Genomic DNA, 25,251 nt, shown 5'->3' on the forward strand with positions numbered 1-25,251 from the left:
ATCAGGATGATCAGCGGATCGGCGGCGCGTACTGGAGACCGCCCTTGTTCCAGAGATTGTTGAGACCGCGGTTGATGGCGAGCGGCGAGCCCGCGCCGACGTTGCGGTCGAACACCTCGCCGTAATTGCCGACCGCCTTCACGATCCGCACCACCCAGTCCTTGGTCAGGCCGAGCTGTTCGCCGAAATTGCCGTCGCTGCCGAGCACGCGCTTCAGCTCCGGGCTTTCCAGCTTCGCTTTCTCGTCGACGTTCTTCGAGGTCACGCCGAGCTCTTCGGCTGTGATCATCGCAAACAGCGTCCATTTCACGATGTCGAACCACTGGTCGTCGCCGTGGCGCACCATCGGCCCGAGCGGCTCCTTCGAGATGATTTCAGGGAGCACCATATGGTCGTTGGGATTGGCGAGCTTGAGGCGATTGGCGTACAGGCCCGACTGGTCGGTGGTGAAGACGTCGCAGCGGCCGGCCTCATAGGCCTTGACCGTTTCGTCGTTGGTGCCGAACGCGATCACCTCGTACTTCATGTTGTTGGCTTTGAAATAGTCGGCGAGATTTTGCTCGGTGGTGGTGCCGGTCTGCACGCAGACCGATGCGCTGTTGAGCTCGAGCGCCGAGTTCACCTTGAGCGACTTCTTCACCATGAAGCCCTGCCCGTCATAATAGGTCACGCCGGTGAAGTTGGCGCCGAGCGAGGTGTCGCGCGAGATGGTCCAGGTGGTGTTGCGCGAGAGCACATCGATTTCGCCGGATTGCAGCGCCGTGAAGCGGTCCTTGGCGGACAGCGGCACGTACTTGACCTTGGTCGGATCGTTGAAGATCGCTCCGGCGATGGCGCGGCAGACGTCGACGTCGAGCCCCGTCCAATTGCCCTTGTCGTCCGGCGATGAAAAGCCCGGCAGCCCCTGGCTGACGCCGCAGGACAGCATGCCCCGGTCCTTGACGGTCTTGAGCGTTTGCGCATCGGCGGCCTGGGCCGAGAGGCCGGCGGCGAGAGCAAGAGTGAGAGCCAGGGTTACGCGTTTCATGGGCTTTGGGCCTTTCAAAATCGTCTCAAGGTCGGGAACGTTGTCTTTGGGGGCATCTCTGCCAGGGCTAATCGTACCTAGGCTAGTCTTGCAAGACTCATGCTGGAAAACCTAGCCGAACACCCGCCGATCCCGGGAGGCCATACCTTCGTCCCGCCGAAGAGGCGCCCGCCGTGATGGCTGTGACGCGAAGTCCGTTCAGGCGATGGATCGAAGGTCGCAGCAGGCCCCTCAACATGCGGCGACTGAATAGCACCTGCGCATCACAGAACGACTGGCGTGCCGGGTCAAGGGGTTGACGGGACTCTTCTGTATTCTGTTATTAACGACGGCCGCCTTTCGGCCAGCCCGGCGGGCGCGACGCGCCGGGCGTAAACGCGGTTTTGAAAGCAGACGCATGGATTCCTCGCACTCCTCCCAGCAGCATGCCGAGACCCGGCTGGTCACCTCCGGCCGCGACACCAAGGCGCAGAAGGGGTTCGTCAATCCGCCTGTATTTCACGGCTCGACCGTGCTCTATCCGACCGCCGAGGACCTGCACGCCCATCGCGGCGAGTTCACCTATGGCCGCCACGGTTCCCCCACCACCAAGGCGTTTCAGGAGACGCTGATGGCGCTGGAGGGGCCGCAATGCGCCGGCGTCGGCATCGTGCCGTCGGGGCTGTCGTCGATCTCGACTACCCTGCTCTCGGTGCTGAACGCCGGCGACCATCTCCTGGTCTGCGACAACGTCTATCGGCCCTCGCGCAATTTCTGCAACGGCATGCTCACCCGCTATGGCATCGAAACCACCTATTTCGATCCGCTGATCGGCGCCGGGATCGAGAAGCTGTTCAAGCCCAACACCCGCGCGGTGCTGGTGGAGGCGCCAGGCTCGCAGTCGTTCGAAATGCCCGACATCCGCGCCATCGCCGAGGTCGCGCATGGGCGCGACGCGCTCGTCATCGACGACAATACCTGGGCAACACCACTCTATCACCGCTCGCTCGAACAGGGCGTCGACATCAGCATGCAGGCGGCCACAAAATATATCGGCGGCCATTCCGATATCATGTTCGGCACCATCTCCGCCAACGCAAAGACCTGGCCGATGGTCGCCGAAGGCATTCGCCTGCTCGGCGTCTGCGCCGGTCCGGACGACGTGTTCCTGGCGCTACGCGGCCTGCGCACGCTGTCGGTGCGGCTGGCGCAGCATCATCGTTCGGGACTCGACATGGCGCGCTGGCTGGCTAGCCGGCCGGAGGTCGCGCGCGTGCTGCATCCGGCACTCGAAACCGATCCCGGACATGCGATCTGGAAGCGTGACTTCACCGGCGCGTCCGGCCTGTTCAGTATCGTGCTGAAGCCGGCGCCGCAGAAGGCAGTCGACACCATGCTCGACACGCTCAAACTGTTCGGCATGGGCTTCTCCTGGGGCGGCTTCGAGAGCCTCGTGATTCCGTTCGACTGCGACAGCTACCGCACCGCGACCAAATGGGCGCCGGGCGGTCCGACGCTGCGTCTGCACATCGGGCTCGAGAGCGTCGATGATCTCAAGGCCGATCTCGATCGCGGCTTCGCTGCCCTGAAAGCGGCAATGTGAGCCTGCTCACAAGGCATCGTGCCGGTGGACGCGCCATCGCGCGCCGGGGAACGTGCACGCGCCGTAAACGTTAACGCCGACGCGCCAACAAATGGTTTGATCCGCCAACGTTTGGCGCTAGCCTCACCAATCGACTCCAATCCGGACACGGAGCATGGGAACGTTGGTTCTGCTCGATCTGATGGGGGGCGTGGCGCTGTTGCTGTGGGGCCTGCACATGGTCCACAGCGGGATCTTGCGCGCCTTCGGTCCCGACCTTCGGCGCCTGCTCGGCAAGGCGTTGAGCAACCGCGTCAGCGCCTTCGCTGCCGGCCTCGCGCTCACCGCCCTGCTCCAGAGCAGCACGGCGACGGCGCTGATCACCAGTTCGTTCGCGGCCGAGGGCCTCGTCAGCCCCGCCGCCGCCCTCGCCATCATGCTCGGTGCCAATGTCGGCACGACGCTGATCGTGCAGGTGCTATCGTTCAACATCGCAGCCGTTGCGCCGGTTCTGTTCGTGCTCGGCCTGGTCGCCTTCCGCTCCGGCCCGCGATCGCGGATCAAGGACATCGGCCGCGTCTGCATCGGCCTCGGCCTGATGCTGCTCTCGCTGCACATCCTGCTCGACACGCTGGCGCCGGCGGAGAACGCGCCCGGCGTGCGCGTCGTGATGTCGGCCATAACAGGCGACCCCATTCTGTGCATCTTCATCGCCGCTCTCGTCACCTGGGCTGTACATTCGAGCGTCGCCAGCGTCCTGTTGATCATGTCGCTGGCCTATTCGCAGTTCATCTCGCCTGCCGCGGCTTTGGCGCTGGTGCTCGGGGCCAATCTCGGCAGCGCCATCAATCCTGTGTTCGAGGGCGCCAGGCGCGACGATCCCGCGAGCTACCGCCTGCCGGTCGGCAATCTCATCAACCGCGCGATCGGGATTGCTCTCGTCCTGCCCTTCCTCGGCGCGATCGCCGAGCACATGCACGCCTGGCAGCCCGATCTCGCCAAGCTGACCGCGGCCTTCCACATCGCCTTCAATGTCGGCACCGCCGTCCTCTTCATCGGTCTGCTCGATCTCATGTCGCGTCTGTTGACCCGCCTCTTGCCCGATCGCGTCAAGGAGGCCGATCCGGCCCGACCGCGCTATCTCGATGAGACCGCACTGGAGACACCGTCATTGGCGCTGGCCGACGCCGCCCGCGAGACCTTGCGCATGGGCGACTTCGTCGAGGTCATGCTGCGCAAGGTGATGGCCGCGATGATGACCGGCGACCGTGCACTGGTCGACCAGGTCTCGAAGACGGACAATCTCGTCGACGGCCTGGACGAGGCCATCAAGCTCTACGTCACAAAACTCATGCGAGGCAGCCTCGACGAGAGCGAAGGACGGCGCGCGATGGAGATCATCTCCTTCGCCATCAACCTCGAGCATATCGGCGACATCATCGACAAGAGCCTGAGCGAGCTCGCCACCAAGAAGATCAAGCGGCGCTTCCAATTCTCGGCCGAAGGGGCTGAGGAGCTCGCCGCTTTCCACAAGCGCACGATGGATTCGCTGCGGATCGCCTTCGGGGTCTTCATGTCGGGTGACGCCAACGAGGCGCGCAAGCTGCTGGTGGAGAAGACGGCGCTGCGCAACACCGAGCTTGCCGCGGTCGAGCGCCATCTGGACCGGCTGCGGAAGGGCCGCCCCGAGACTATCGAGACCACGTCGCTGCATCTGGACGTGCTGCGTGATCTGCGTCGCATCCACTCGCATATCTGCTCGGTCGCCTACCCCGTGCTGGACGCGGCGGGTGAGCCCTATCGGAGGAGTGCGGCCGAAGCAGCTGCCCTGCCCGCGTCAGGCGCGGCCTCGGCCCTGCCGCGCTAGCGTGTCCCGTCAGCGATCCAGTGTCTTCGAGGCGCTGCCGCGGTTCTTCCAGATCAGCATGATGTTTCTGATGTAGATGATGGTCGCGAGCGACTGTCCGAGGATGATGACGGGTTCGCGCTTGACAACGCCATAGACCAGCGTCATCAGCCCGCCGCCCATCGAGCAGAACCAGAACGCCATCGGCACCACGCTGTTGCCGGCGCGTTCGCTCGCGATCCACTGCACCAGGAAGCGCGCGGTGAAGAATAATTGCGCGACGAGGCCGAACGCGAGCCAGAAATCGAACTTGGCGACGAAGACGTCGTAGAGATAGTTGCTCAGCGCCTGACCGTATTGGATGATCATGCGTTCACCTCGGTCACATCTGGCGTCGGCTTCTTGCGCCGGATCAGCCACCACACGCCTGCGAGATCCATGATGCCGATCCACAGCCGGTCGAAAAAGCCATAATTCGACACGCCGGAGCGGCGCGGCCGATCGATCACGTCGACATAGGCAATGCCGTAGCCTTCGCGGCGGACCAGCGCCGGCAGGAAGCGATGCAGCCCATCGAAATAGGGCAGCATCAGGAAGACGTCGCGCCGGAACGCCTTCAGGCCGCAGCCGGTGTCGCGCGTGCCGTCCTTCAGGATCGCGTTGCGAATGCCGTTGGCCACGCGCGACTGAAATTTCTTGAAGCCGGTGTCCTTGCGCCCGATCCGCTGGCCGGCGGCGAGCCCGACCCGCCCTGCTCCCTTCTCGACTGCCGCGATCAGGTCCGGCAGGAACGCGGGATTATTCTGACCGTCGCCGTCAAGCGTGGCCACGATCATCCCGCGCGCCGCACGCACGCCACTGCGCACCGCCGCCGACTGGCCGCCCGATCTCGCATGGCGGAGCTGACGCAGATTGTCCCGCTGCTTCATGATGGCGCTGAGCCGCTCGCCGGTCGCATCCGTCGAGCCGTCGTTGACATAGATGATCTCATAGGCCCAGCGGCCATCGAGCGCCGCCGTGATCTCCTCGATCAAGGGCGCGATGTTCTCGGCTTCGTTGCGCACGGGAACGACGATGGAAACCGAAGGCTGGGACGTCGACAAATCGAGGCTCGTGGGTTGGAATTGGCCTGCCCCGTGGAACCGGCGGTCCGGCAGGCAGCCGCTTTTATTGGCCGGATGTCCGGCGGGCAACCCTTTTGAGGCGGCCGGAGACCATCCCCGCAATTGGCACGATGGTGCCGTCGGCCCGGATGGCGAAGCCCAATTTTCGGGCCGCAAACCAGTAGCGCACGGCCATGGCACCGACCAGGCCGATCATGGCGCCGGCAACGACATCGCTCGGGTGATGCGCGAGCAGCACCAAGCGGGTCAAGAGGATCACGATCGCGTAAGTGAACATGAATACGCGCAGGCGCGGCCACAATGCCGACACTGCAAACGCCAAGGCGAATGCGGCGACCGCATGGCCCGACGGCAGGCTGGCGTAGGCGCCCGTGCCCTCGAACGGAACGAAGTTGAAGGGATCGGGCTTGCCGCCGACGAATGGACGTCCGCGCCCGATGAGATATTTCAGGATCTCGGCAGCGAACGCCGACACGGCAACCGACAGAAACATGAATTGCAGCCGCGTGCCGAGGCCGAGCAGCAACGCGCGGCGGGTCCCGTGCAGTGCTGCCGCGACGAAGGCGACGACCACCAGCGCAGCGCCCAGGACAGACAGCACATACTCGTCCTTGCCGAAATCGGTGAGGATACGGATCGGCCAGAGGCTTGGCGTGCCGCGCGCCGGCATCAGTTGGATCTCAGTCTGGTCGAGCCCGACCATCAGCACGATGACCAGGGCTGCGCCGGCTGCGCTGAGCCAGAGCGAATGCCGCGCCAGCTTCCGGGCGGCCTCGGCGCGGCGCGAATGCGAGGGCGTGCGCACGAGCTGCGCCAGCGCGCGCCAGGACACGGCGAGCAATTGCGCGGGATAGCCTGCAGGCGGCCCAATGTCGTTCGGGGCCCGCATCTATTCGGTGCCCTCCGAGCGGAAGATCGAGATCGAGATCGCGCGCCCTTGCGAGAAATTGTAGCCCTCGATGCGCGTGCCGACCTTGTAGCGCAGCCCGATCGCCTCGGCGCGCTGCACGAAGCTACGCTCCGAGCGTTGCTCGATCAGGGCAAAGCGACAGCTGCCCTGCCGCAGAAAGTCAGCCGCGCCCGAGCCGTCGGTGAGCAGCGTCTGCGTGCCCGTCAGGAACACCAGGCTCGGCTCGTGATAGCCGGCAGCAGCCGCCTTCGGTCCGACGCAGGTGACGTTGCGAAGCGCGCGCGCGATCTCGATGCTCGGAAACAGCGGGGTCAGCGACGGCAGCACGATTCCGTAGACCGTCACCGCCAACATGAGCGCGGCGACCAGCGCGTTGAGCAGCGAGCGCTCGGCGCGATTGTTGTCGTAGAGCCACCAGGCGAACAGGCCGAAGATCAGCGACGCCGCGATGAAAGGCCAGGCCACGAAGGCCGGCTGGCGCGTCAGCATCACGGCGCCGACCACGGCAATGATCGAGGCGGCCGCGGGGATCGCGAACCACCAGGCCGAGCCCCGCATCAGCCAGGACCGCGACAGCACACGCCGCTCCAGCGCGCCCGCGGTGAGGATCGCGATCGCAGGGTACAGCGGCAGCACGTAATGCGGCAGCTTGGTCAGTACGGCCTCGAACACGATCCAGGACGGGACCAGCCAGGCCAGCAGGAACTGCGCGCCGGGCTCGCGCCTGGCCCGCCACACTGCGGGCGCCGCCATGGCTGCGAGCGGCGCGCCCGGCCAGAACGTGATCCAGAACAGCGCGAGGTAAAGACCGGGCGGCGCGCCATGGGATTCCTGGGCCGCTAACTTGCTCAGCATGTCGCCGCCGACGGAATCGGCGAAGAAGGCCTCGCCCGCGCGCCAGAAGATCGCGACGAACCAGGGCAGCACCAGGACCAGCATCCACATCAGGCCCCAGACCGGGCGCAGCTTCCACAGCCAGGAGGCGTCGCGGTCCTGGATCGCGAGCGCGACGATGGTGAGGCCCGCGAACATCAGGATCAGCGGGCCCTTGATCAGGATGCCGATGGCGAGCGCGCTCCAGAAGATCGCAGGCCAGCTCCAGGGCGGATGGGTCTCGTCCTCGGCGCGCTGCCATGACAGGTAGGCCCGCGCCATCGCGCCCATCGCGGCGACCACGCAGAGCAGCAGCATCGCGTCGGTCTTGGCCAGCCGCGCCTCGACGCCGAGCAGCACAGAGGCGGACATCATCAGCGCCGCCAGCACCGCGGCACGCCGGGTGACGAAGCCGAGTGCGGCCCAATAGGTCATGAGCACGGCGCCGATCGCTCCCAGCAGCGACGGCAGCCGGTAGACCCAGATGCGCAATTCGGCCTTCGGGAGCTTGAGCGCCGCGGCGGTCTCGACCGCGGCCGATTGCAGCCAGTAGATGCCGACCGGCTTCTTGTAGCGGACATCCTCCTGGAAGCGGATGTCGACATAGTCGCCGCTCTCGACCATCTGCTTGGTAGCCTGGGCAAAGCGCGCTTCATCGCGGTCAATAGGCGGGATGGTGAAGAAGCCCGGCAGGAACAGCAGCAGCGCACTCAGCACCAGAAAGCCGACTGCACGGGCGTGACTGGCCGTGACAATATCGAGCATGCGCACGAGCCCGCTGCCCGGATTCACGGGCGCTTTCGGCTCGCGGGGTGCTCCAAAACGGGGGCTCGGGTAGGGCTCGGCCATTGGTTCCGCTTACGCTGAAACCGCCATCGCCACAACCGCTTGAGGCAGGGTCATTGAATTCGAATGACAACTGTGTCCGCGGCGCCTGTCGCATCGATGACGGTGAGCCGCGCAAAGCCTGGACCGGGCGGATCGATCAGGCGCTGGCGACGGCCGTCGATCTCGCCAAGCGCGGTTCCGTTAACCATGACGGTCATGGGCAGAACGCCGCCGGCGACCTTAACCGGCATCGCCGCGCCCTCCCGACCACTCGATCGATCGACGTCGATCCGCGAGCCGTTCAGCGGAAACTGGATGTGTAGCGCCTGCTCGCCGCCGGTGCGTACCAATTCCCCGACGCGACGGAACCGCTTCAGCGGCAGCGGCAACTTGGTGTTGCTGGCGACCAGGGTTCCCTTGGGCGGCTTCGGCAATGGAGCGAGGGTCTTGCCGGTTCGAGCGAAGGCGTCGAACAGGATCGGCGCGGCAGCGACGCGCCCGATCAGGCCGGGAACCGGCGCGCCGTCGGGCCGGCCGACCCAGACGCCGATGGTCATGCGGCCGTCGAACCCGACCGACCAGGCATCGCGATAGCCATAGGAGGTGCCGGTCTTGAAGGCGATCCGGTTGTGGGCGGCGTTCTCGGGCGGCGGTGTGCCCAGAAGCACGTTGCCGACCTGCCAGGCCGCGACCTGATCGAGCAGCCGCAATGGCTCGCGATCATCTCTGTCAGTCATGACCTCGCGCAGCGGCTTGGTGGTGCCGAGCCGGGCGAAACCCGTATAGAGCTGGACGAGGTCCTGGAGCGTGATGCCGACACCGCCGAGACCCATGGCAAGCCCCGGCGCCTCGTCCTTGGGCAGCACGAGGTTGCCTCCAGCCTGTCGCAGCCGCGAGGCCAGCCGGCTGGAGCCAACGCGATCGAGTAGCACGATGGCGGGCACGTTCAGCGACAATTGCAGCGCCTTCTTCACGGGCACTGTGCCCTGGAACGTCATATCGAAATTTTCCGGCGCGTAGGAGCCGAAGCGAACCGGCCGGTCGTCGATCAGGCTCTCCGGATGCACGAAGCCATCTTCGAAGGCGAGCCCGTAAATGAAAGGCTTGAGCGTCGAGCCCGGCGAGCGGATGGCGCGAGTCATGTCGACCTGCCCTGCCCGGCTCTCGTCGAAATAATCGGCCGAGCCGACGCGGGCGAGCACGTCGCCGCTCTCATTGTCGACGACGATGATGCCGACCGAGATGTTGGGCCCGAGCGCAATGGCGCGATCACGTGCCAGCGGCTCCAGCACCTTCTGCAAGTTCGCGTCCAGCGTCAGCCTGATGACCGGCATGTCCTTCGCCGTGGAAAGCGCGGTGTCGGATGCGTGCGGCGCCAGGATCGGCATCGGCCTGCGCAGCTTTGGAATGGCGACAGCCTTGGCCTGCTTCGCATCCTCCGCGCTGACCTGTTGCTCCGAGACCATGCGATCGAGCACGCGATCACGCGCAATGCGGGCTGTCTCTGGATGCCGATCAAGCCGGCGCGTCTCCGGCGATTGCGGCAGCGCCACCAGCAGCGCAGCTTCGGCCAATGAGAGCCGCTTCGGCTCTTTGCCGAGATAGGCGATCGACGCAGCACGGATGCCTTCGAGATTGCCGCCGTAAGGCGCGAGCGCGAGATAAAGGTCGAGGATCTCGTCCTTGCTCAAGCTCCGCTCGATCTCGATCGCGCGAACCATCTGCCGCAGCTTGGCATAGAGCGAGCGCTGTCGCCGCGGCTCCATCAGCCGCGCCAGCTGCATGGTGATGGTCGAGCCGCCCGACACGATGTGGCCGCGCGTTGCAAGCTGCAATGCGGCCCGGCCCAGCGCCAGCGGATCGATGCCGTCATGCGCATAGAAGCGCTGGTCCTCATAGGCCAGCAGCAGGTTTAGATAGGTCGGATCGACATTCGTCCTGGCATCGACCGGCAGCCGCCAGCGCCCATCGGCCATGGCATAGGCGCGCAGCAGCTTGCCGTTGCGGTCGACGATGCTGGTCGAGACCTGCCGCGCCTCGTCGAGTGGTAGCGGACCGAGGGAGTAGACCCAGCCGACGAAACCGGCGATGGCAAGAATGAGCGTGAGTGCGAGGGCGGAGATGATATGCGTTGACGCCCGCCCTGCTCTCCCGCCGTCGTTCCGGGATGGTCCAAAGGACCAGACCCGGAACCTCGAGATTCCGGGTTCGGTGCTGCGCACCGCCCCGGAATGACGAAATACGTTATCGGCTTCGCTCACCTCACAACCTCACTTCGCCGTCCGCACCTCGACGGTGCCCGTCGCGGTACGGCCGTAGCGCGAGGGATTATACATGTCCTCGACATAGGCCTGCGGTAGCACGTATTTGCCGGGCGAGACTGCGCGCGCGACATAGGCGACTGTGAAGACCGAATTTGAGTCCGAGGCGCGGTCGATAGCCGCGGTGAAGCGGTCGTCGCGGAACTCGGTATGTTCGGGCTCCTCGCCGTCCTCGATCCAGTCCAGCGTACCGCTATCGCCGGACGAGACCAGCTTCGGATTGTCGATCTCGAGGCCCGCCGGCAGATAGTCCGACACCATGATGTGGCCGTACTCGGGCTTGGCCTCGGTGATCTTCAGCACCACCGCAAAGCGCTGGTTCTGCTTGACCTTGCTGATGTCGGCCGGCTTGCCGTCGAGAGTGAAGTAGTTGCGCTCGATCTTGAAGCCGTTCGACGCCGCCGGCTCCGGCGTCACGGGCGAGCCCGACACCGAGACCACCGCCTGCACCGGCGCATCGCCAGTGTTGGTGATCTTCAGCGGCTTGCCCTCCAGCATCGCGGCCTTGTAGCTGCGATAGAGCGCAGTCTTCACCGGCTGGCCGTCGACTTCCATCGACAGGTTCTCCTTGGCGAGCGCGCGCGCCGCCAATACCAGCCAGGCATTCTCCTGCGTGGAGGTGTAGGGCGTGAGCCCGCGCGCGGTCTCGACCCGCGACACCGCCTGCGTCAGCGTCGCCTTCGGCGCGTTTCCTTCACTGGCGAGCGAGACCAGCGCCGCAGCATCACGGAGCTGCGAACCGTAGTCGGTGCGGCCGAACTCGAGTGCGGGCTTCGGCGCGAGGCTGTCGAGTGCGGCGCCATAGACGCGTTCCGCGCGGTTACGATCGCCGACCAGCGCGAGCGCCGCCGCGAGCTGCGACTTCGCAATCGGCGTCGCAAGGTTGGCGAGCTTGGTGTCGGCGAGATAGCGGAGGTCTCCGATGGGAGCAGCGCCGTTGCGTGCGAGCACGTAGAGGCCATAGGCGAGCTCGCGGCCGCCGTCTTTCTCAGGCTCGTCGGCATTGACGACGGAGTTGCGGATGCGGTCGAGCGCATTCTTGAACAGCACGTCCGGCACCGCAAAGCCCTTCTCGCGGGCGCGGGTCAGGAAGTCCGTCACATAGGCATCCAGCCAGGCATCGTCGCCCCCGGCCGACCACAGGCCGAACGAGCCGTTCGAACCCTGGCGCGCCAACAGCCGCTCGATGGCGTCGCGGATGCGCTGGTCGACCTCGCTGTCCATGGCGAGGTGCGCCCCGGCGGCGAGGTCATTGACGTAGAGCAACGGCATCGCGCGGCTCGTGATCTGCTCCGAGCAGCCATAGGGGTAGCGGTCGAGCGCTTTCAGGATCGTCGCCGCATCGAGCGCGGTCGACAAGCTGGCCGACACCGAGACGCTGCCGGTGCCCGGCACGAGATCGGAGAACATATCCGCGGTCAGCGTCAGGCTTTCGCCCTTCGCCAGGGTGCGGATCGAGCGCCGCGCCAACACCTGCGTCGCCGCCTTGACGTCGAGCGCATAGTGGCGCGCGAGCATAAGGCCGTTCGGTCCCTTGATGTCGATGTCGAGCGTCGCCTGCCCCGCGGCCGTTGCATCGATCGCCATCGAGAACGCGTTGCGCTGCTTGGCGGCAAGCTTGACCGTGGTGGCGGGATTGCCAGTCATCTTCACCGGACCGCCCGCCTTCACGTTGAGGACATAGTCGCCGGCCTGGCCCTCGACATTGTCGATCTCCAGATTGACCGTGCCGCGATCACCATTGAGCAGGAACCGCGGCAGGGTCGCCGTCAGCACCACGGGATCGCGGATCACGACATCGGTGTTGGCGCGACCAAGTTTCGTGGCGGTCCACGCCACCGCCATCACCCGCGCGGTGCCGGCGAACTCCGGAATGTCGAAGCTCACTTCCGCGGTGCCGTCAGCGCCGACCGTGACGATGCCTGAATACAGGGCCAAAGGTTTTTGCGTGGGCGGCGAGCCCTGGAGCTCGCCCGCACCGGCGTCGCCGCCGGACTTGATCTGGCCGCGGGTGCCCGACATGCCATCGATGAGTTGCCCGTAGAGATCGCGGATCTCGGCGCTGAGGCGACGCTGGCCGAGATAGTAATCATCCGGCGCCGGCGGTTTGTAATTGGTGAGGTTGAGGATGCCGACATCGACTGCGGCGATGACGACCTTGGCATCCTCGCCCGGATTAAGCCCGTCGAACTTGACCGGGATTTTCAGCGTCGAGTTCGGCCGGATCAGCGCCGGCGGCGTCAGCTTCACTTGCAGCGTGCGCGTCTGCTTGTCGATGCCGAACCATTTCAGGCCGATCGCCCGGCCCGGCATGCGCTGGGCGGCCGCATCGAGCGGACGGCGCAGCGTCGCCACGACGTAGGCGCCGGTACTCCAATCCCTGCCGATCGGAAGCTTGACCTGCGCGGTGCCTTCCTTGACGTCGATGGTCTGCGTCGTCAGCAGGCGATCGCCGAGCACGTTGATGGTCAGCTTGCCGGCGCTGCGCACATTGACCGACACCGTCATGGTGTCGCCGGAGGCGTATTGCGGCTTGTCGATCGAGGTCTCCAACAGGTCCGGCGTGTCGGCGCTGCCATCGGAGTACCAGCCGACGTCGAACTGCACGGAGGTCACCGGGCCGTCAGCGTCGTTCGACTTCACATCGAGCCGATAGCGGCCGGGCTGGGGGGTCAGCGAAATCCGCGACGGCTTATCGGCGGCGATCACGACGTCGCCGTCGGCGACGCGCGAGGTCGACTTGACCGGCTCGTACTCCCAGTAATTATTCTGGCGATACCACTGATAGCGCGACTCCATCTTCAGGAGCTCGTAGCGGAGGCCATCGCGGGGGAGCGTCTTGCCCTCGGGCGAGACGAACACAACGTCGAATTCGGCCTTGTTGCCCTCGGCGACATTCTTGTCGCCGAACAGCGGCTTGATGCCGATCATGGCGGTCGCTGGCGCGATCGGCAGCACCAGCTTGCGCTCGACGGCGCGACCGCCGGTCTCGACCATGCGGACGAAGATCTGCGCCTCCTGCGGCCGGGTCGAGGCCGGCTGCTTGTCCAGCGTCACCGGGAAGCTCGCAACGCCATTGGCGTCGGCCTCGGGCAGGTTCTCCAGCGGCGTGCGCTCGTTCGAGGTGGTCTCCTCGTCGGCGACGCCGAACTGGTAGCCGGCAAAGCCCGGACGCTCGCTCGCAGGCGCGACCAGCATGTCGCCTTCGAGCTGAAGGCCCGAGGCCGGCGCGCCATAAAGGAAATGACCGTCCGCCTTCAGCTCCACTGGAGCATTAGCTTTGATCAGCTTGTCCTTGGCGGACAAGTCGAATTCGATCCGATCGGGGACGTAATCCTCGACCATGAAGGTGGTCTCGCCGACCGAGGCGCCCTTCGGATCGGTGAAGGCGCGCGCCCGCCAGGTCCCGGTCGGGACGGCCGAGTTGAGCGGCACGGCCAGCGTGCGGCCGCCGGCGCCCTGGTCGGACAGCACGGCGCGGCGGAATTCGACGCCGTCGGGACGCTCGATCACCAGCGTGAGCGGCCCGCCGGTCACGGCATTGCCCTGCCCGTCGCGCAAGAGCGCAGTGAGATAGACGGTTTCGCTGGAACGGTAGACGCCGCGCTCGGCATAGACGAAGGCGTCGGCGCCGGCCGGGACCACGCGGCCCGAAACGCCGCGGTCGGAAAGGTCGAAGGCGCTCGTCTTGAGGCTGAGGAAGGCATAATCGGCGTTATCGCCAGTTACGGTCAGCAGCGCCGGCGACAGCCCGCCCTCACCGCGCGCGAGCCCCGCCTCAAACAGCACGTGGCCGCTGTCATCAGTCTTGCGGGTAGCCAAGATCTCGTTGTTGCGGGCAACCAGCCGCACCTCGGCCTTGCCGACCGGATCGGTCGAAGCCAGCGAGTTGACGAAGACGTGGATGCCGTCGTTGCCGGAATAGGCCGACACGCCGAGATCGGAGACGATGAACCATTGCGTCGCGAGCTGGTAATCATTGTCGGAGCCTGGCCCCTTGGCCGCGGCAGTCATGACGTACACGCCAGGCTGAAGCTCGCCGAGCGCCTGATCGACCGGGAATGCGGTGGTGACGTCCTGGTTCAGCGTCGTCGCGGTCGCGAGCTCGCCGGACCAGACCTTGACACCGCGCTCGTCGCCGAGATCGGTGAGCTGATATTTCGACAACGTTTTCTGGAAGTCGCTGTCGACGACCGTGTTGATCAGGTTGCGGTCGCCGATCCGGAACACGTTGATGCTGACGGCGGGCGTGTTGACGCTGACCACGGGAATGCCGCGCTGACCGGTCCTCGGCAGTACATAGGCGCGGCTGGTGAAGCGCACGAAGGGTTTGCGGTCGCGCACATAGACATTAAATTCGGCCGATTTCGGCAGGCCCTCCTTCACGGCCGACGGCAGCCCGGCGCGCAGGTTGATGTTGTAGCGCTCGCCATGCTTCAGACCGTCGACGCAGAGCTGCTTACCCTCGGCCGATAGCGCCGGCTTGTCGGTGCCGGCCAACGCCAGGAACGGCGCGAAGTCGGTCCGCTTGGCCAGCTCTTCCGAGAACTGGAAGCAGGCGCGCGGGCTCGCCGAATCCGAGTCCACGGTATAGTCGAGCAGCCGAAAACCATGCTCGTCGCGCAGCTTTTCATACAGGCCGCGGACGTCGGCGACCTCGCGCATGTCCAGCGACAGCCGCATCGCATCCAGCGCCGGCCGCCACAGCTTGCGTTCGGCCAGCGACTTGCCGAGCGCGGCGAGGGCGTCGGCCTCCTCGCTCGGATTGCCGGCGCGCATATAGGCGATGTAGGCGGCGGTCGAGGCACGCTCCCAGAGGAACGTCTGCTCGCTCGAGCTCTTTGGGGAGATCTGGAAGATGACCCTGGCGAGCCGCAGCCAGTTGCCGGCATCCTCCGGCGTGGTCGCCGCGATCTGCCCGAGCACCGAAAGACCGGTGCGATAGTCGTTGCGCCGGAAGGCGGCGTCGGCGTCGGTGCGCAGCGTCGCAATGGACTTGGCGACCGGTCCCGCCTCGCTCTTGATCTGAGTTTCCAGCTTGATCGCGGAATCGGCAAGATCGTCGCGCTTGAACGCCTTGTCGGCTCCTTGCGCTGCGCCAAGGCCGAGCGCCAGCGTGGCGCAGAGTGTGACGGCGCGGATCAGACCGATCATGAGGGACTCCCGGAAATCGCGGACGAGCGCCGCGGCGGCAAATGAAGTGCGCGGAAAGGTGACGGACTCAAGGCGATGGAACAAAGGTGCAAATCGTCGCATTCGCCATCCGGAGATGTGATCCATAGTCCGTCGCGCTGCCGCTCGACCCGGCACCCTGACACGCCACCGTTCCGCTTTGTCGCCGCTCTGAGGAAAACGGTTCGGTTCAGACTTGGCGAAACGCCAGATTTTTCCTATTGGCATGGAGGTGAACAGCCGGCCCCCAAAACCGGGGCGGCTGAAGACGGTCCCGTAGCTCAACTGGATAGAGTAGCGGATTTCTACTCCGCGGGTTGCAGGTTCGAGTCCTGCCGGGATCGCCAATCGACGCTACAACGGGCTAATCTAGATCGCCCCCAGCGGCGCCACAGCCGCGTTCATCTTCCAACCTCGGCCTGATGCGCCCGCCACCACGACGCAATGGCCGCGGCCAGATCATTCCACAGCTCCGTCGGAAGATCGGGAATGGCCACCCGGACGCTATACTGGTCCGTGGTCGCATCGTGAAACCACTCGGTGGCGGCGAAGTCGAAGCCGAAGCTGCCGGCGTGACGGATGGGAAAACCCTCGGCGCGCAGTTCGTTGCTCATGTCTTCGGCGGCCCGCCGCGCGCTCGCCTCGTCGAGCGGACGCCTGCTCCGAAGCGTGACGTAGAGGCCGTGGGTGAAATGAAGCTCGGCCGACAGCGCCGGGAGCCTTGCGGCAAAATATCGGGCCGTGCTTCGTCCGTTGCGCAAGATCGCCGCAACGCGCCTTTTCGTCAGAGCCCAGTAGGTCGCACTGCCCGCAAACGGCGGGAAGTGTGCCGGCAACGCCGCGCCGCCGAGCAGCCGTACCGCGTTACGCGTTGCGGCGGCGAGCCCTTTGCAGTCAAGGCGCCCTGCCCGCTGCTCGTGCTCTTTGCCATAGACGAAAACCGCCGAGCCGAGCCGGCCATATTCCGCTCCGAGCGAATCGAGCTTGTTGTGGCTTCGCACCAGCACCAGCGGAATTCCGTGTCGGCGGGCCCATCGCAGGACGCGTCTGATCCGCCCGGATCTGCCGGCGAAACAGGTCGTGTCGAAGACGAGGAGATCGAGCCCCGAGCCGTCAATGCGGAGCGCCGCCTCGAAAGCGCCGGCAAAGGAGCAGGAATCGAGCAACAGGATTTGCGGAGAATTCCCCCGGGCAAACGCATCGCCCAGCGGCGGCTTCAAGCCGACGAGTTGCAGGTTCGGGACAAAGCTCCGGATCAGCTCCAGCGTTTCGCCGTAGCTGCTCGGGAGCACCAGGATGTCAGCCTTGTCGATGATCTGTGCGGAAGCGAGGAGCACAGCGGAGATCGCGGCCATGCCTGACGCGGTATAGATCGTCTCGCTCGTGCAGCCGCACGCGAGCTCATAGAACGAAGGACCGCGTACGCTAAGATCGGCCCGCTGGTAGTCATAACTGAACTGGAACGGCCCGCTGGCGGGATCGGCCGTGTGCGACCAGGCCGTCTCCGTCGCCTTCCACTCATGCAGCTCATGCTCCGCCCTCAGCGCCGCAGTGATCTGGAATTTGGACCTGACGACTTCGTCGACAGTTCGCGGACGTGCCAAATCGAGCCGGTTTCTCAGACAATCATTCAATAGCCTGAGTTCCTGATGCTTTCGTTCCAGATAGGCTTCAAGCGTCTCCATGCGGATCTTGGACATGTGCCATCCGCAATTCAACGCCTGCGCCCTGGGTTGGGTCCAGTATCTGCCCGCGCGGCCTGCAACGAAGGCCGCTCTTCGCAGTTAACGACTGTGCAAGGAGGACCATATGGCTGATATCAGAGAGCACATGAAAATCATCGGCAAGGACGGCGCCCATGTCGGCACCGTCGACCGCGTCGAGGGCAACCGCATCAAGCTGACCCGGAAGGACAGTCCCGAAGGTCACAAGGACCACCATCACTACATCGACAGGAAATATGTCGGCGCCGTCGAAGGCGATGTCGTCAAGCTGTCGGTGAACGCCGATGCCGTGCCGAAGACGGAAGCGGCATAACACAGCAAGCCCCTTCGGGGGCTTTTTCCGTGTTCACGGACCCGTTTCGGGGTTCGCCGATTCGTGTCGAGCGCAACATCGCTAAGCAGCAAACTTCGCAAATCTGTCGCACTTCAAGAAAGCGTGCGCAGGCCTGTCCAGCGGACAGCAGAGCCCTACCTATCCGGCATGCAAAAGAGCTGTCGAAGGTTATTGCGATGCCGCCATCCGATTGGACAAGAATCGCCATCACATCCGGGGTTGCCGCCACCGCCATGGCATTTTTGGCGATCGACGCTGCCGTGGACGTGAGCCCGGGCGGAATCGCGAAGCGCCTCGAAGTTGTGCAAGCTTCTCTGACGGATGTCGCGGTTGGTCACCATCAACTGGCCTTCGCCGTTCGAGCCTGGACGCGTGGAGGCGACCAGACGCACCCGGCCGCGTATCGATCATGCATCCAGCGTCACGAGCAGAGGCCGCAGCCGGTAGGCATCGATCGCGGCGTTTGACAGCAGCAGTCTGCGCCGCTCGCCGCGCAGCATCATGCGGTCGATCCTGTTCAGGATGAAGCGGGCTGAATCCTTGGGTTCACCGGTTAGCAGACCGGATTGGTTGAGATATCTCCAGGCGATCTCGAAGGACTGTGCGCGCAATTCGGGGCCGGTCATGGCCGGCCAACGCTGCTGCGGATCGAATGTTCCGAGATCTGAGCCGAGGTGGACCGCGCAAGCCGGCGGGCGACGGCGCGATAAATTTCTGCGCGTCATGGAACGAGATCACCACCGGCACGTTGCATCTGTCGAAACAGGTGGTGCCGACCTACCAGCCCCGGTCGGCTTTGAAGAACCCCGTGCTTGTCCCCCGAGCACGGGGTTTTTCTTGCCACGGAAGGGGCTGTCGGCGGGAATGCGGCTAATCCGTCCGCTCCTCACGCCGGTCGCGGGCGAGCTGATGCCAAGCCAGGGCCAACTGGATCAGGCGCTGCCGATCGGCGCCTTCGGACGCAGCGGCCCGCTTCATCGCGGCCTCGGCCTCGTGCTGTGGATCGTACTTGCTGCACATGATGCCGACCGTATAACCGGCCGATCTGGACAAGCGCATGGCAATTTCGTCCGTATCATTGCGGAGAAACGCCGGCGTCTGGCGGAATTGTCACGTGAGACTCCGGAGATCGCTTCGACGCATGCAGGCATCGTGACGCCAGGGCCAAGATTCATTCAGACTGGTGTGTAATTCGTGGTCTGTGAATTGCCTCACAGGCTGCGGACGGCATCTCCGATAAACACTAATCAGCGCTCCCTGGGCGCGAGCGCTTGCACCAGCGCAGAGGGCAGGATGGTCCGGTCATGACACACAAAGCAGCAGCCGAGGTGGTCGTCCCGACCCAACGACAAAGGTCCGCCCTGCTCGGCATCGCCTATCTCGGCACCATCACCATCGTAATGCTGGCCTGGATCGGCGGTCTGGTCTGGGCCGCGATGGCGTTCTTCAACTGGCTGGTATCTTGAAGCGCAAAGGCGATTTGGTTAGCCCGCTGGGGAGCCGCCGCCGATGGTGCGCTAGAACAGGTAATGCAGCACCTACGAGAGCTTGATCCCGCCGCAAACGATCATGCCCCCACGCCATGCTGATCTGGATGGAATCCAGCATGAGCTAAACCCGGCGAATCGTCCCGACGTTTTCTTTCGAGACTTGCGTGAGTGCCAGCGAGCGCAGCGCTGATGCGGGCCAGAGCCCGCCTCTTTGCTTCAAATCCGGCTGGGAAAACTCAGTAGCATGCGCGGGGATCGGCCTGCACATACTGACCGTTGGGATAGCGGTAGTAGCAAACGCCCTGAGCCAGATAGTAGCCGGGTTGCGAGGCGGCCGTAGCGCCGGCGATCGCGCCGGTCGCCCCGCCGAGAACCGCGCCTGCGGCAGCCCCCGTTGCGTTGCCGGAGAGCAGGCCGCCCAGCACGCCACCGACGATGGCGCCGCCCAGCGCGCTTGCACCGGGATCGGCTGGCGGCGGAGGCGCGTACGCCACCGGCGGCGGCGCGTAAGCCACCGGCACGTCGTCGATATACTCCTCGGAGATGTAGGCCGGCGGTCCGGCCATGCGCTGCGGATAATAATACCAGACGCCGCCGACATCCCACCACCAGCCGGAGCGGCCGTTGCGGACCTCGTGGCGCCAGCGTCCGCCCTCCCAGGCGCTGTTGCCGCGATAAGCGTGACCGCCCCAATCGCGCGCCGGTGCGGGGCCGCGGGCATAATTGCGCCCGGGCGGGCCGCCGGCATTGTGCGAGCCGGGACCTGCATGAGGCTGACCGGAAGGCTGCGGCGCGGGGCGGGCCGCCTGCTGCGGCGGAGGCCCCCTGCGCATGGTCTGATTGTCCTGGGGCGGCGCGCTGGCTCGCGACCCTGCCGGCTGTTGGCCGGCCTCCTTCGGCGGTCTGGCCTCCTGCGCCTGCGCCGACAGCGCGAGCAACGACATGGCCGAAACCAAGGGAATGATGATCTTCATGCGGCTGGACGCACTCATGCCTGTTTGACCCCCTACTCTCTCGATTGCCGTGCTCAATTGCCGTGGTTCCTGGCGCGATAGACGATTCTCTCACGCCGAGCTGATGCCGGCTGACATAACTGACCTGCTTGATCGGCCAAGTCCCGTTAAAAATGATTAAGATCAGAGCAATTTGTGGCCCGAAAGGGCTGCAGCGCTGCGCGCCGGACCGCTCCTAGCGCGCCGGCTCGATCACGTTGCAGTTGCTCCGCCCTGACATCAGGCAGTCCTGCATCTTGCTGGCGGCCGTGAGATCACGCGCGAGCCACCAGCCGACGCCCAGGATTACGATCGCAATAATCAAGCCGGCGACCGCGCCGCGGCGGTTGTCGCCGGATGGGGACTTTTGCGAGGATTTGGGCTTCGGGCCCGATTCGGGCTTGGACATGGCTACCAGATTCGGTCGGCAAGGCGCCTTTAGCACCTCTGCGACGTGGCGTCACATCCCGATCGTCCTATCCAGTTCAGCCCCGGGTCGGCCGGATTGCATCCTTGCGCGAGGTCTCAACCGCCGGCGTCGTCCGCGGTGCACAGGTGGTGAGCACGAATGCGGTCCGGGTGCACTCCCAATCGGTGCCCAACACGGCGCTCTCGATCGGCTGCGGACGAGCTAGCAGCAACGCCGCACCGGCCAGCGCCCCCACCACGAAGGCAGCTCCGAGCGCCTTCAGGCTCAGTCGGAAGATCGTCATGCCCGTGCTCCGTCTCGTTGGGGCGGACGCTAGGCGCCGCTCCGCGTGCTCCCTTATGAGGGACATCACAATTCGGCAGTTTTTCCGGGCTACGAGAGATCGTCGGGAGGCGATTTTTCGTTGACCTGATCGGCTGCGATTTGGGTGGCGTTGCGACGCGCGTCGATGTACACGCATGTGCGTCGCGTGGCGCCTGCTATGCCCAGCCGACGTACCAACAGGCAGTGATGTAGGATCGAAAGCGAGGAAGACAAGGCTGGTCGATGAGTGGATTCAGGGAACCCGGTTTCGCAGACCGTCAGAAGGCGGCGCAGGACGCACGCAAAAATCTTTTGAACAAATTCAAATCCCAACCCGGGCCGGATGATCCCGCGGTTGCGGCGAAGCGTGCCGAGCGCGAGGCTCTCGCAGCGAAGCGCGCCGAGGCAAAGGCCGCGCGCGAGGCGGAGAAGGCTGAGCAGAGGCGCCGCGAGGAAGAGGCGAAGGCAGCCGAGGCCGCGCGGATTGCACGCGAGGCTCAGGAAGCCGCCGAAAGGATGGCGGCGCTCGAGGCCGAGCAGAAGGCAAAGCGCGACGCCCGCTACGCGGCCCGCAAGTCCAAGCGGAAGTAGCGTTCAAACCAAATTGAACTGAGGCACGCCTCAGTTCACTTCTCCCATCGAGATGGCCCACCGGAGCGCGCGAATCCGCCGCCCCGATGGTCGATTGCGGAGGGCATCCGAAGCGCGCCTTCGCCTCGGCGAGGCGCTTCGCGACGACCGCGGATGATCAATTCTTCTTCATCATCCCGTCGTCTTTCTTCATGCCGTCTTTCGACATGTGATCCTTCTTCATGCCCTCGTCCTTGGACATGGTATCCTTCTTCATGCCGTCCTTGGACATGGTGTCCTTCTTCATCATGCCCTCGTCCTTGCCCATCTTGTCCAGAGCAAAGGCGGCAGGCATCAGCGCGAGGCCGAGCGACAGGGCGGCAGCCGAAACGCCGAGCACGATGCGGGTGCGAATGGTCATGAGCAGTCTTCCCTCGAGATGGTGTTTGTCAGCGACGGATGCCGCTTTCCTGTCGACGGAGTGCCACGTGGTGTTGTTACGCGCCGGCCGATAAATTTCTGCGGGCCCGCTGCCGTCCTTCGTCTGGCGTAGTCCCACGCAGATCGAAAGTGTGCAGCGCAGCACGACCGGCACTTGCCGCGGCATTCGGTCTCGAACTATCAGATGAGAGATCATCGGGTGTAAGACCGGCTAGGATGGGCCTACGCGCCGGGCTCGAAAACCCGGACCCAAATTCACGCCAAACAAGAACCGTGCAAAGAACCGCCCAAGGGGATCACACCATGCTCACGCGCCGTCATCTGCTCGCGACCGCCGTCGCCGCACCCGCCATTCTTCGCTTCGGCACCGGGACGGCGCAGGCCGCCACCACGCTGAAGATCTCGCACCAGTTCCCAGGTGGCACCATCGACAAAGGCGATTTCCGCGACCGGCTCTGCCGCATGTTCGCCGCCGAAGTCGCCAAGCGCAGCAATGGCGACATCGCCGCTGAAATCTATCCGAACTCCTCGCTCATCAAGACCAACGCGCAGTTCTCCGCGATGCGCAAGGGCGCCCTCGATATCAGCCTCTATCCGATGCCCTATGCCGGCGGCGAGCTGCCGGAGACCAATATCGGCCTGATGCCCGGCCTCGTGACCACCTACGACCAGGGCTTGCGCTGGAAGAAAGAACCGGTCGGAAAGGCGCTGACCGACTTCCTCGCCGACAAGGGCATCATTCTGCTCACCTGGGTCTGGCAGGCCGGCGGCGTCGCCAGCCGCTCCAAGCCGATCGTCGCGCCTGAAGACGCCAAGGGCCTGAAGGTACGCGGCGGCTCGCGCGAGATGGACATGGTGCTCCAGACCGCCGGCGCCTCGGTGCTATCGGTGCCATCGAACGAAATCTACGCCGCGATGCAGACCGGCGCCTGCGATGCCGGCATCACCTCGTCCACCAGCCTGATCTCGTTCCGTCTCGAAGAGGTCGCGAAGTCGCTGACATCAGGGGCCGGCACCTCCTATTGGTTCATGCTCGAACCGCTGATGATGTCGAAGGCGATCTTCGACAAGCTGCCCAAGAACCATCAGGACATCCTGCTCGCGGTCGGCACCGAGCTCGAAGCCTTCGGCCGCAAGGGCGCGCAGGACGACGACGTCGAGGTCGCCAAGGTCTACGAGAAAGCCGGCGCCAAGGTCTCGGCGCTCGACGCCGCGACCGTCGGCAAGTGGCGCGACATCGCCCGCGACACCGCCTGGAAGGACTACAGCGCCAAGACCGCGACTGCTGCGAACCTGCTCAAGCTCGCCACCGACGTCGCGGCATGAGCCACGGTCCGCTTCCGGATCGTGATGACCTGCCGAACGCTGCCGCAAGAACAGGCCTTGCGGCGGCGATCGATCGTGGCCTCGCCGTCCTCAACAGCATCATCGTCGTGTTCGCCGCGATCGCGCTGGTCGCGGCCTGTACGATCCTGAGCTACAGCGTGCTCAGCCGCGCGCTGTTCAAGGCCGCCAATTACTGGCAGGACGAGGCCGCCGTGTTCCTGCTGGTCGGCGCCACCTTCATGACGGCGGCTTATGTGCAGCAGAACCGCGGCCACATCGGCATCGAGGCCTTCGTCGGCCTGCTCTCGCCGTTCGCGAACAAGGTCCGGCTCTGGCTGGTCGACGCCGCAACGTTCCTGTTCTGCGCCTTCTTCACCTGGAAGTCCTGGACCCTGGCCCATGAAGCCTATGTCGACGGTCAGGTCTCGAACTCGATGTGGTCCCCGCCCCTCGCCATTCCTTATTCGCTGATGGCGCTCGGCATGAGCCTGCTCTGCATCCAGATCCTCGTGCAGCTTGCGCTGCCCTTCACCGGAGCCCGGCGGCCATGAGCGTCTTTGGTATCGGCCTCGCCTATGGCATCGCGACGCTGCTCGTGATGTTTTCGGGCATGCCGATTGCGTTCGCGCTTGGCGCGGTCGCAGTCGTGTTCATGGGCATCTACATGCCCGCCGCTTCGCTCGATACGGTGACGCAGAACGTCTACGAGGAAATGGCCTCGATCACGCTCTTGTCGATCCCGCTCTTCATCCTCAAGGGTGCCGCGATCGGCAAGTCGCGCGCCGGCCAGGATCTCTATTCGGCGCTGCATGCCTGGCTGCATCGGGTCCCGGGCGGCCTTGGCGTTGCCAACGTCTTCGCCTGCGCGCTATTTGCGGCGATGGCGGGCTCCTCGCCCGCGACCTGCTCGGCGATCGGCTCGGCCGGCATCCCCGAGATGCGCAAACGCGGCTATTCCGGCGGCTTTGCTGCCGGCATCATCGCTGCCGGCGGCACGCTCGGCATTCTGCTGCCGCCCTCGATCACCATGATCCTGTTCGCCGTCGCCGCCGAAAAGTCGCTCGGGCGGCTGTTCCTCGCCGGCATCGGGCCCGGCCTCTTGCTGGTCTCGCTGTTCGGCGCCTATGCCGTGATCCGCTTCCGCCGGGAATATGCCGCCGCCGAAGCGATCTACAAGAACGGCGGCGCGGAAGCTGCGATCCTGCGGCGCGACGAGTATACGCTCGCCGAACGCTTCAGCGTGCTGCCGCGGGTGATCCCCTTCGTGCTGCTGCTCACGGGCGTCATGATCGCGCTCTATGGCGGCTACGCCACGCCGTCGGAAACCGCCGGTCTCGGCGGCCTCTTGGCGCTGGCGCTGATCGCAGCGATCTACAGCGTGTGGCGGCCGAGCGATCTCGCTCCGATCATGCGGTCGACGATCCGGGAATCGACCATGCTGATGATGATCATCGGCATGTCGTTGCTCTATTCCTACGTGATGAGCTATCTGCACATCTCGCAATCGGTCGCTGAATCGATCGTCGCGATGCACCTGCCGCGCTGGGAGCTGCTGTTCGCGATCCTCGTCATGGTCGTGGTGCTCGGCTTCTTCCTGCCGCCGGTCTCGATCATCCTGATGACGGCGCCGATCATCCTGCCGCCGCTCCGCGCCGCCGATTTCGACATCATCTGGTTCGGCGTGGTCATGACCATCGTGATGGAGATGGGCCTGATCCACCCGCCGGTTGGCCTCAACATCTTCGTCATCCGCAACGTCGCGCCCGACATCCCCTTGCGCGAGGTGATCTGGGGCACGCTGCCCTTCGTGCTGCTGATGATGTTCGCAGTGCTGCTGCTGTGCCTCGTGCCGGAGATCTCGACCTGGCTGCCGGATCTCGTGATGGGGCCGGACGGGAGCAGGTAGAGGGAACCGAACTGCCGTCGGGCGGGCAAAGCGACTTGTCCGCCGTAGCTCGAAGAGCGAAGGCGGAAGCATG

22 protein-coding genes and 1 tRNA gene are annotated in these 25,251 nt (G+C 65.0%); 9 read left to right on the forward strand and 14 right to left on the reverse strand.

Features of this window, described 5'->3' with window-relative positions:
* Nucleotides 1–10: 10 nt before the first annotated feature.
* The gene (locus IVB12_RS17520; protein WP_247281058.1) at nucleotides 11–1,027 is read right to left on the reverse strand and encodes an amino acid ABC transporter substrate-binding protein; all 1,017 of its coding nucleotides are present in this window, start codon (nucleotides 1,025–1,027) and stop codon (nucleotides 11–13) included.
* Between the two features lie 397 nt (nucleotides 1,028–1,424).
* Here IVB12_RS17520 and metC point away from each other — a divergent pair, with 397 nt between their 5' ends.
* Nucleotides 1,425–2,609, forward strand: a complete 1,185-nt coding sequence (gene metC, locus IVB12_RS17525) for a cystathionine beta-lyase (RefSeq protein WP_247300823.1) — start codon at nucleotides 1,425–1,427, stop codon at nucleotides 2,607–2,609.
* 154 nt (nucleotides 2,610–2,763) lie between these two features.
* The gene (locus IVB12_RS17530) at nucleotides 2,764–4,455 is read left to right on the forward strand and encodes a Na/Pi cotransporter family protein (protein ID WP_247300824.1); all 1,692 of its coding nucleotides are present in this window, start codon (nucleotides 2,764–2,766) and stop codon (nucleotides 4,453–4,455) included.
* A gap of 9 nt (nucleotides 4,456–4,464) precedes the next feature.
* Here the strand turns inward: IVB12_RS17530 and IVB12_RS17535 are convergent, their stop codons facing one another.
* The 6 genes from IVB12_RS17535 to IVB12_RS17560 form a co-directional block, all read right to left on the reverse strand.
* Nucleotides 4,465–4,803 carry a lipid-A-disaccharide synthase N-terminal domain-containing protein gene (locus IVB12_RS17535; RefSeq protein WP_061881543.1) on the reverse strand — a complete coding sequence of 113 codons (339 nt, stop codon included), beginning with the start codon at nucleotides 4,801–4,803 and terminating at the stop codon, nucleotides 4,465–4,467.
* Nucleotides 4,800–5,537, reverse strand: coding sequence for a glycosyltransferase family 2 protein (locus IVB12_RS17540; protein ID WP_247300825.1), 738 nt, complete (start codon nucleotides 5,535–5,537; stop codon nucleotides 4,800–4,802). The genes IVB12_RS17535 and IVB12_RS17540 overlap by 4 nt, the downstream gene beginning before the upstream one ends.
* Nucleotides 5,538–5,601: 64 nt before the next feature.
* The gene (locus IVB12_RS17545) at nucleotides 5,602–6,447 is read right to left on the reverse strand and encodes a phosphatase PAP2 family protein (RefSeq protein ID WP_247300826.1); all 846 of its coding nucleotides are present in this window, start codon (nucleotides 6,445–6,447) and stop codon (nucleotides 5,602–5,604) included.
* Nucleotides 6,448–8,190: a glycosyltransferase family 39 protein gene (locus IVB12_RS17550; RefSeq protein ID WP_247300827.1), complete on the reverse strand. Its 1,743-nt coding sequence runs from the start codon at nucleotides 8,188–8,190 to the stop codon at nucleotides 6,448–6,450. It lies immediately after the preceding gene.
* 50 nt (nucleotides 8,191–8,240) lie between these two features.
* Nucleotides 8,241–10,295, reverse strand: a complete 2,055-nt coding sequence (gene pbpC / locus IVB12_RS17555) for a penicillin-binding protein 1C (RefSeq protein WP_247300855.1) — start codon at nucleotides 10,293–10,295, stop codon at nucleotides 8,241–8,243.
* A gap of 144 nt (nucleotides 10,296–10,439) precedes the next feature.
* A complete protein-coding gene (locus IVB12_RS17560) occupies nucleotides 10,440–15,644 on the reverse strand; it encodes an alpha-2-macroglobulin (RefSeq protein WP_247300828.1) in 5,205 nt (1,734 codons plus the stop codon).
* 288 nt (nucleotides 15,645–15,932) lie between these two features.
* Between IVB12_RS17560 and IVB12_RS17565 the strand changes: the two genes are divergently transcribed.
* Nucleotides 15,933–16,009, forward strand: a tRNA-Arg gene (locus tag IVB12_RS17565).
* Nucleotides 16,010–16,063: 54 nt separating this feature from the next.
* On the opposite strand, the gene IVB12_RS17570 is transcribed toward IVB12_RS17565, so the two are convergent.
* Entirely contained in the window at nucleotides 16,064–17,347 is a 1,284-nt protein-coding gene (locus IVB12_RS17570) for a hypothetical protein (RefSeq protein ID WP_247300856.1), read from the reverse strand.
* Between the two features lie 124 nt (nucleotides 17,348–17,471).
* On the opposite strand from IVB12_RS17570, the gene IVB12_RS17575 reads away from it, so the two are divergent.
* Nucleotides 17,472–17,699, forward strand: coding sequence for a DUF2171 domain-containing protein (locus tag IVB12_RS17575; RefSeq protein ID WP_247300829.1), 228 nt, complete (start codon nucleotides 17,472–17,474; stop codon nucleotides 17,697–17,699).
* A 428-nt stretch (nucleotides 17,700–18,127) separates the two neighbouring features.
* Here the strand turns inward: IVB12_RS17575 and IVB12_RS17580 are convergent, their stop codons facing one another.
* On the reverse strand, nucleotides 18,128–18,346 hold the full coding sequence (locus tag IVB12_RS17580) for a hypothetical protein (RefSeq protein WP_247300830.1): 219 nt from the start codon (nucleotides 18,344–18,346) through the stop codon (nucleotides 18,128–18,130).
* 244 nt (nucleotides 18,347–18,590) lie between these two features.
* The gene (locus tag IVB12_RS17585) at nucleotides 18,591–18,779 is read right to left on the reverse strand and encodes a hypothetical protein (protein WP_247281049.1); all 189 of its coding nucleotides are present in this window, start codon (nucleotides 18,777–18,779) and stop codon (nucleotides 18,591–18,593) included.
* 245 nt (nucleotides 18,780–19,024) lie between these two features.
* On the opposite strand from IVB12_RS17585, the gene IVB12_RS17590 reads away from it, so the two are divergent.
* Nucleotides 19,025–19,186: a hypothetical protein gene (locus tag IVB12_RS17590; protein ID WP_247300831.1), complete on the forward strand. Its 162-nt coding sequence runs from the start codon at nucleotides 19,025–19,027 to the stop codon at nucleotides 19,184–19,186.
* 260 nt (nucleotides 19,187–19,446) lie between these two features.
* Here IVB12_RS17590 and IVB12_RS17595 read toward each other — a convergent pair whose 3' ends face one another.
* The 3 genes from IVB12_RS17595 to IVB12_RS17605 all read right to left on the reverse strand — a co-directional run bounded on the left by IVB12_RS17595 (nucleotide 19,447) and on the right by IVB12_RS17605 (nucleotide 20,915).
* A complete protein-coding gene (locus IVB12_RS17595) occupies nucleotides 19,447–20,202 on the reverse strand; it encodes a hypothetical protein (protein ID WP_247300832.1) in 756 nt (251 codons plus the stop codon).
* A 196-nt stretch (nucleotides 20,203–20,398) separates the two neighbouring features.
* The gene (locus IVB12_RS17600; RefSeq protein ID WP_247281046.1) at nucleotides 20,399–20,611 is read right to left on the reverse strand and encodes a hypothetical protein; all 213 of its coding nucleotides are present in this window, start codon (nucleotides 20,609–20,611) and stop codon (nucleotides 20,399–20,401) included.
* Nucleotides 20,612–20,687: 76 nt separating this feature from the next.
* Nucleotides 20,688–20,915: a hypothetical protein gene (locus IVB12_RS17605; protein WP_247300833.1), complete on the reverse strand. Its 228-nt coding sequence runs from the start codon at nucleotides 20,913–20,915 to the stop codon at nucleotides 20,688–20,690.
* A 263-nt stretch (nucleotides 20,916–21,178) separates the two neighbouring features.
* Here IVB12_RS17605 and IVB12_RS17610 point away from each other — a divergent pair, with 263 nt between their 5' ends.
* A complete protein-coding gene (locus IVB12_RS17610) occupies nucleotides 21,179–21,526 on the forward strand; it encodes a DUF6481 family protein (protein WP_247300834.1) in 348 nt (115 codons plus the stop codon).
* A gap of 157 nt (nucleotides 21,527–21,683) precedes the next feature.
* On the opposite strand, the gene IVB12_RS17615 is transcribed toward IVB12_RS17610, so the two are convergent.
* Nucleotides 21,684–21,926, reverse strand: a complete 243-nt coding sequence (locus IVB12_RS17615) for a pentapeptide MXKDX repeat protein (RefSeq protein ID WP_247300835.1) — start codon at nucleotides 21,924–21,926, stop codon at nucleotides 21,684–21,686.
* A 323-nt stretch (nucleotides 21,927–22,249) separates the two neighbouring features.
* Here IVB12_RS17615 and dctP point away from each other — a divergent pair, with 323 nt between their 5' ends.
* From dctP to IVB12_RS17630, 3 genes are read left to right on the forward strand one after another with little or no spacing between them, the layout of a single operon-like run.
* A complete protein-coding gene (dctP, locus tag IVB12_RS17620; RefSeq protein ID WP_247281042.1) occupies nucleotides 22,250–23,272 on the forward strand; it encodes a TRAP transporter substrate-binding protein DctP in 1,023 nt (340 codons plus the stop codon).
* Nucleotides 23,269–23,823 (forward strand): TRAP transporter small permease, encoded by a 555-nt coding sequence (locus IVB12_RS17625; RefSeq protein ID WP_247300836.1) that lies wholly within the window; start codon nucleotides 23,269–23,271, stop codon nucleotides 23,821–23,823. The genes dctP and IVB12_RS17625 overlap by 4 nt, the downstream gene beginning before the upstream one ends.
* Nucleotides 23,820–25,178 (forward strand): TRAP transporter large permease, encoded by a 1,359-nt coding sequence (locus tag IVB12_RS17630; protein WP_247300837.1) that lies wholly within the window; start codon nucleotides 23,820–23,822, stop codon nucleotides 25,176–25,178. Before IVB12_RS17625 ends, IVB12_RS17630 begins: the two co-directional genes overlap by 4 nt.
* Nucleotides 25,179–25,251: the final 73 nt, after the last annotated feature.

The sequence above is a fragment of the Bradyrhizobium sp. 179 genome (assembly GCF_023073535.1).
GTDB lineage: Bacteria > Pseudomonadota > Alphaproteobacteria > Rhizobiales > Xanthobacteraceae > Bradyrhizobium.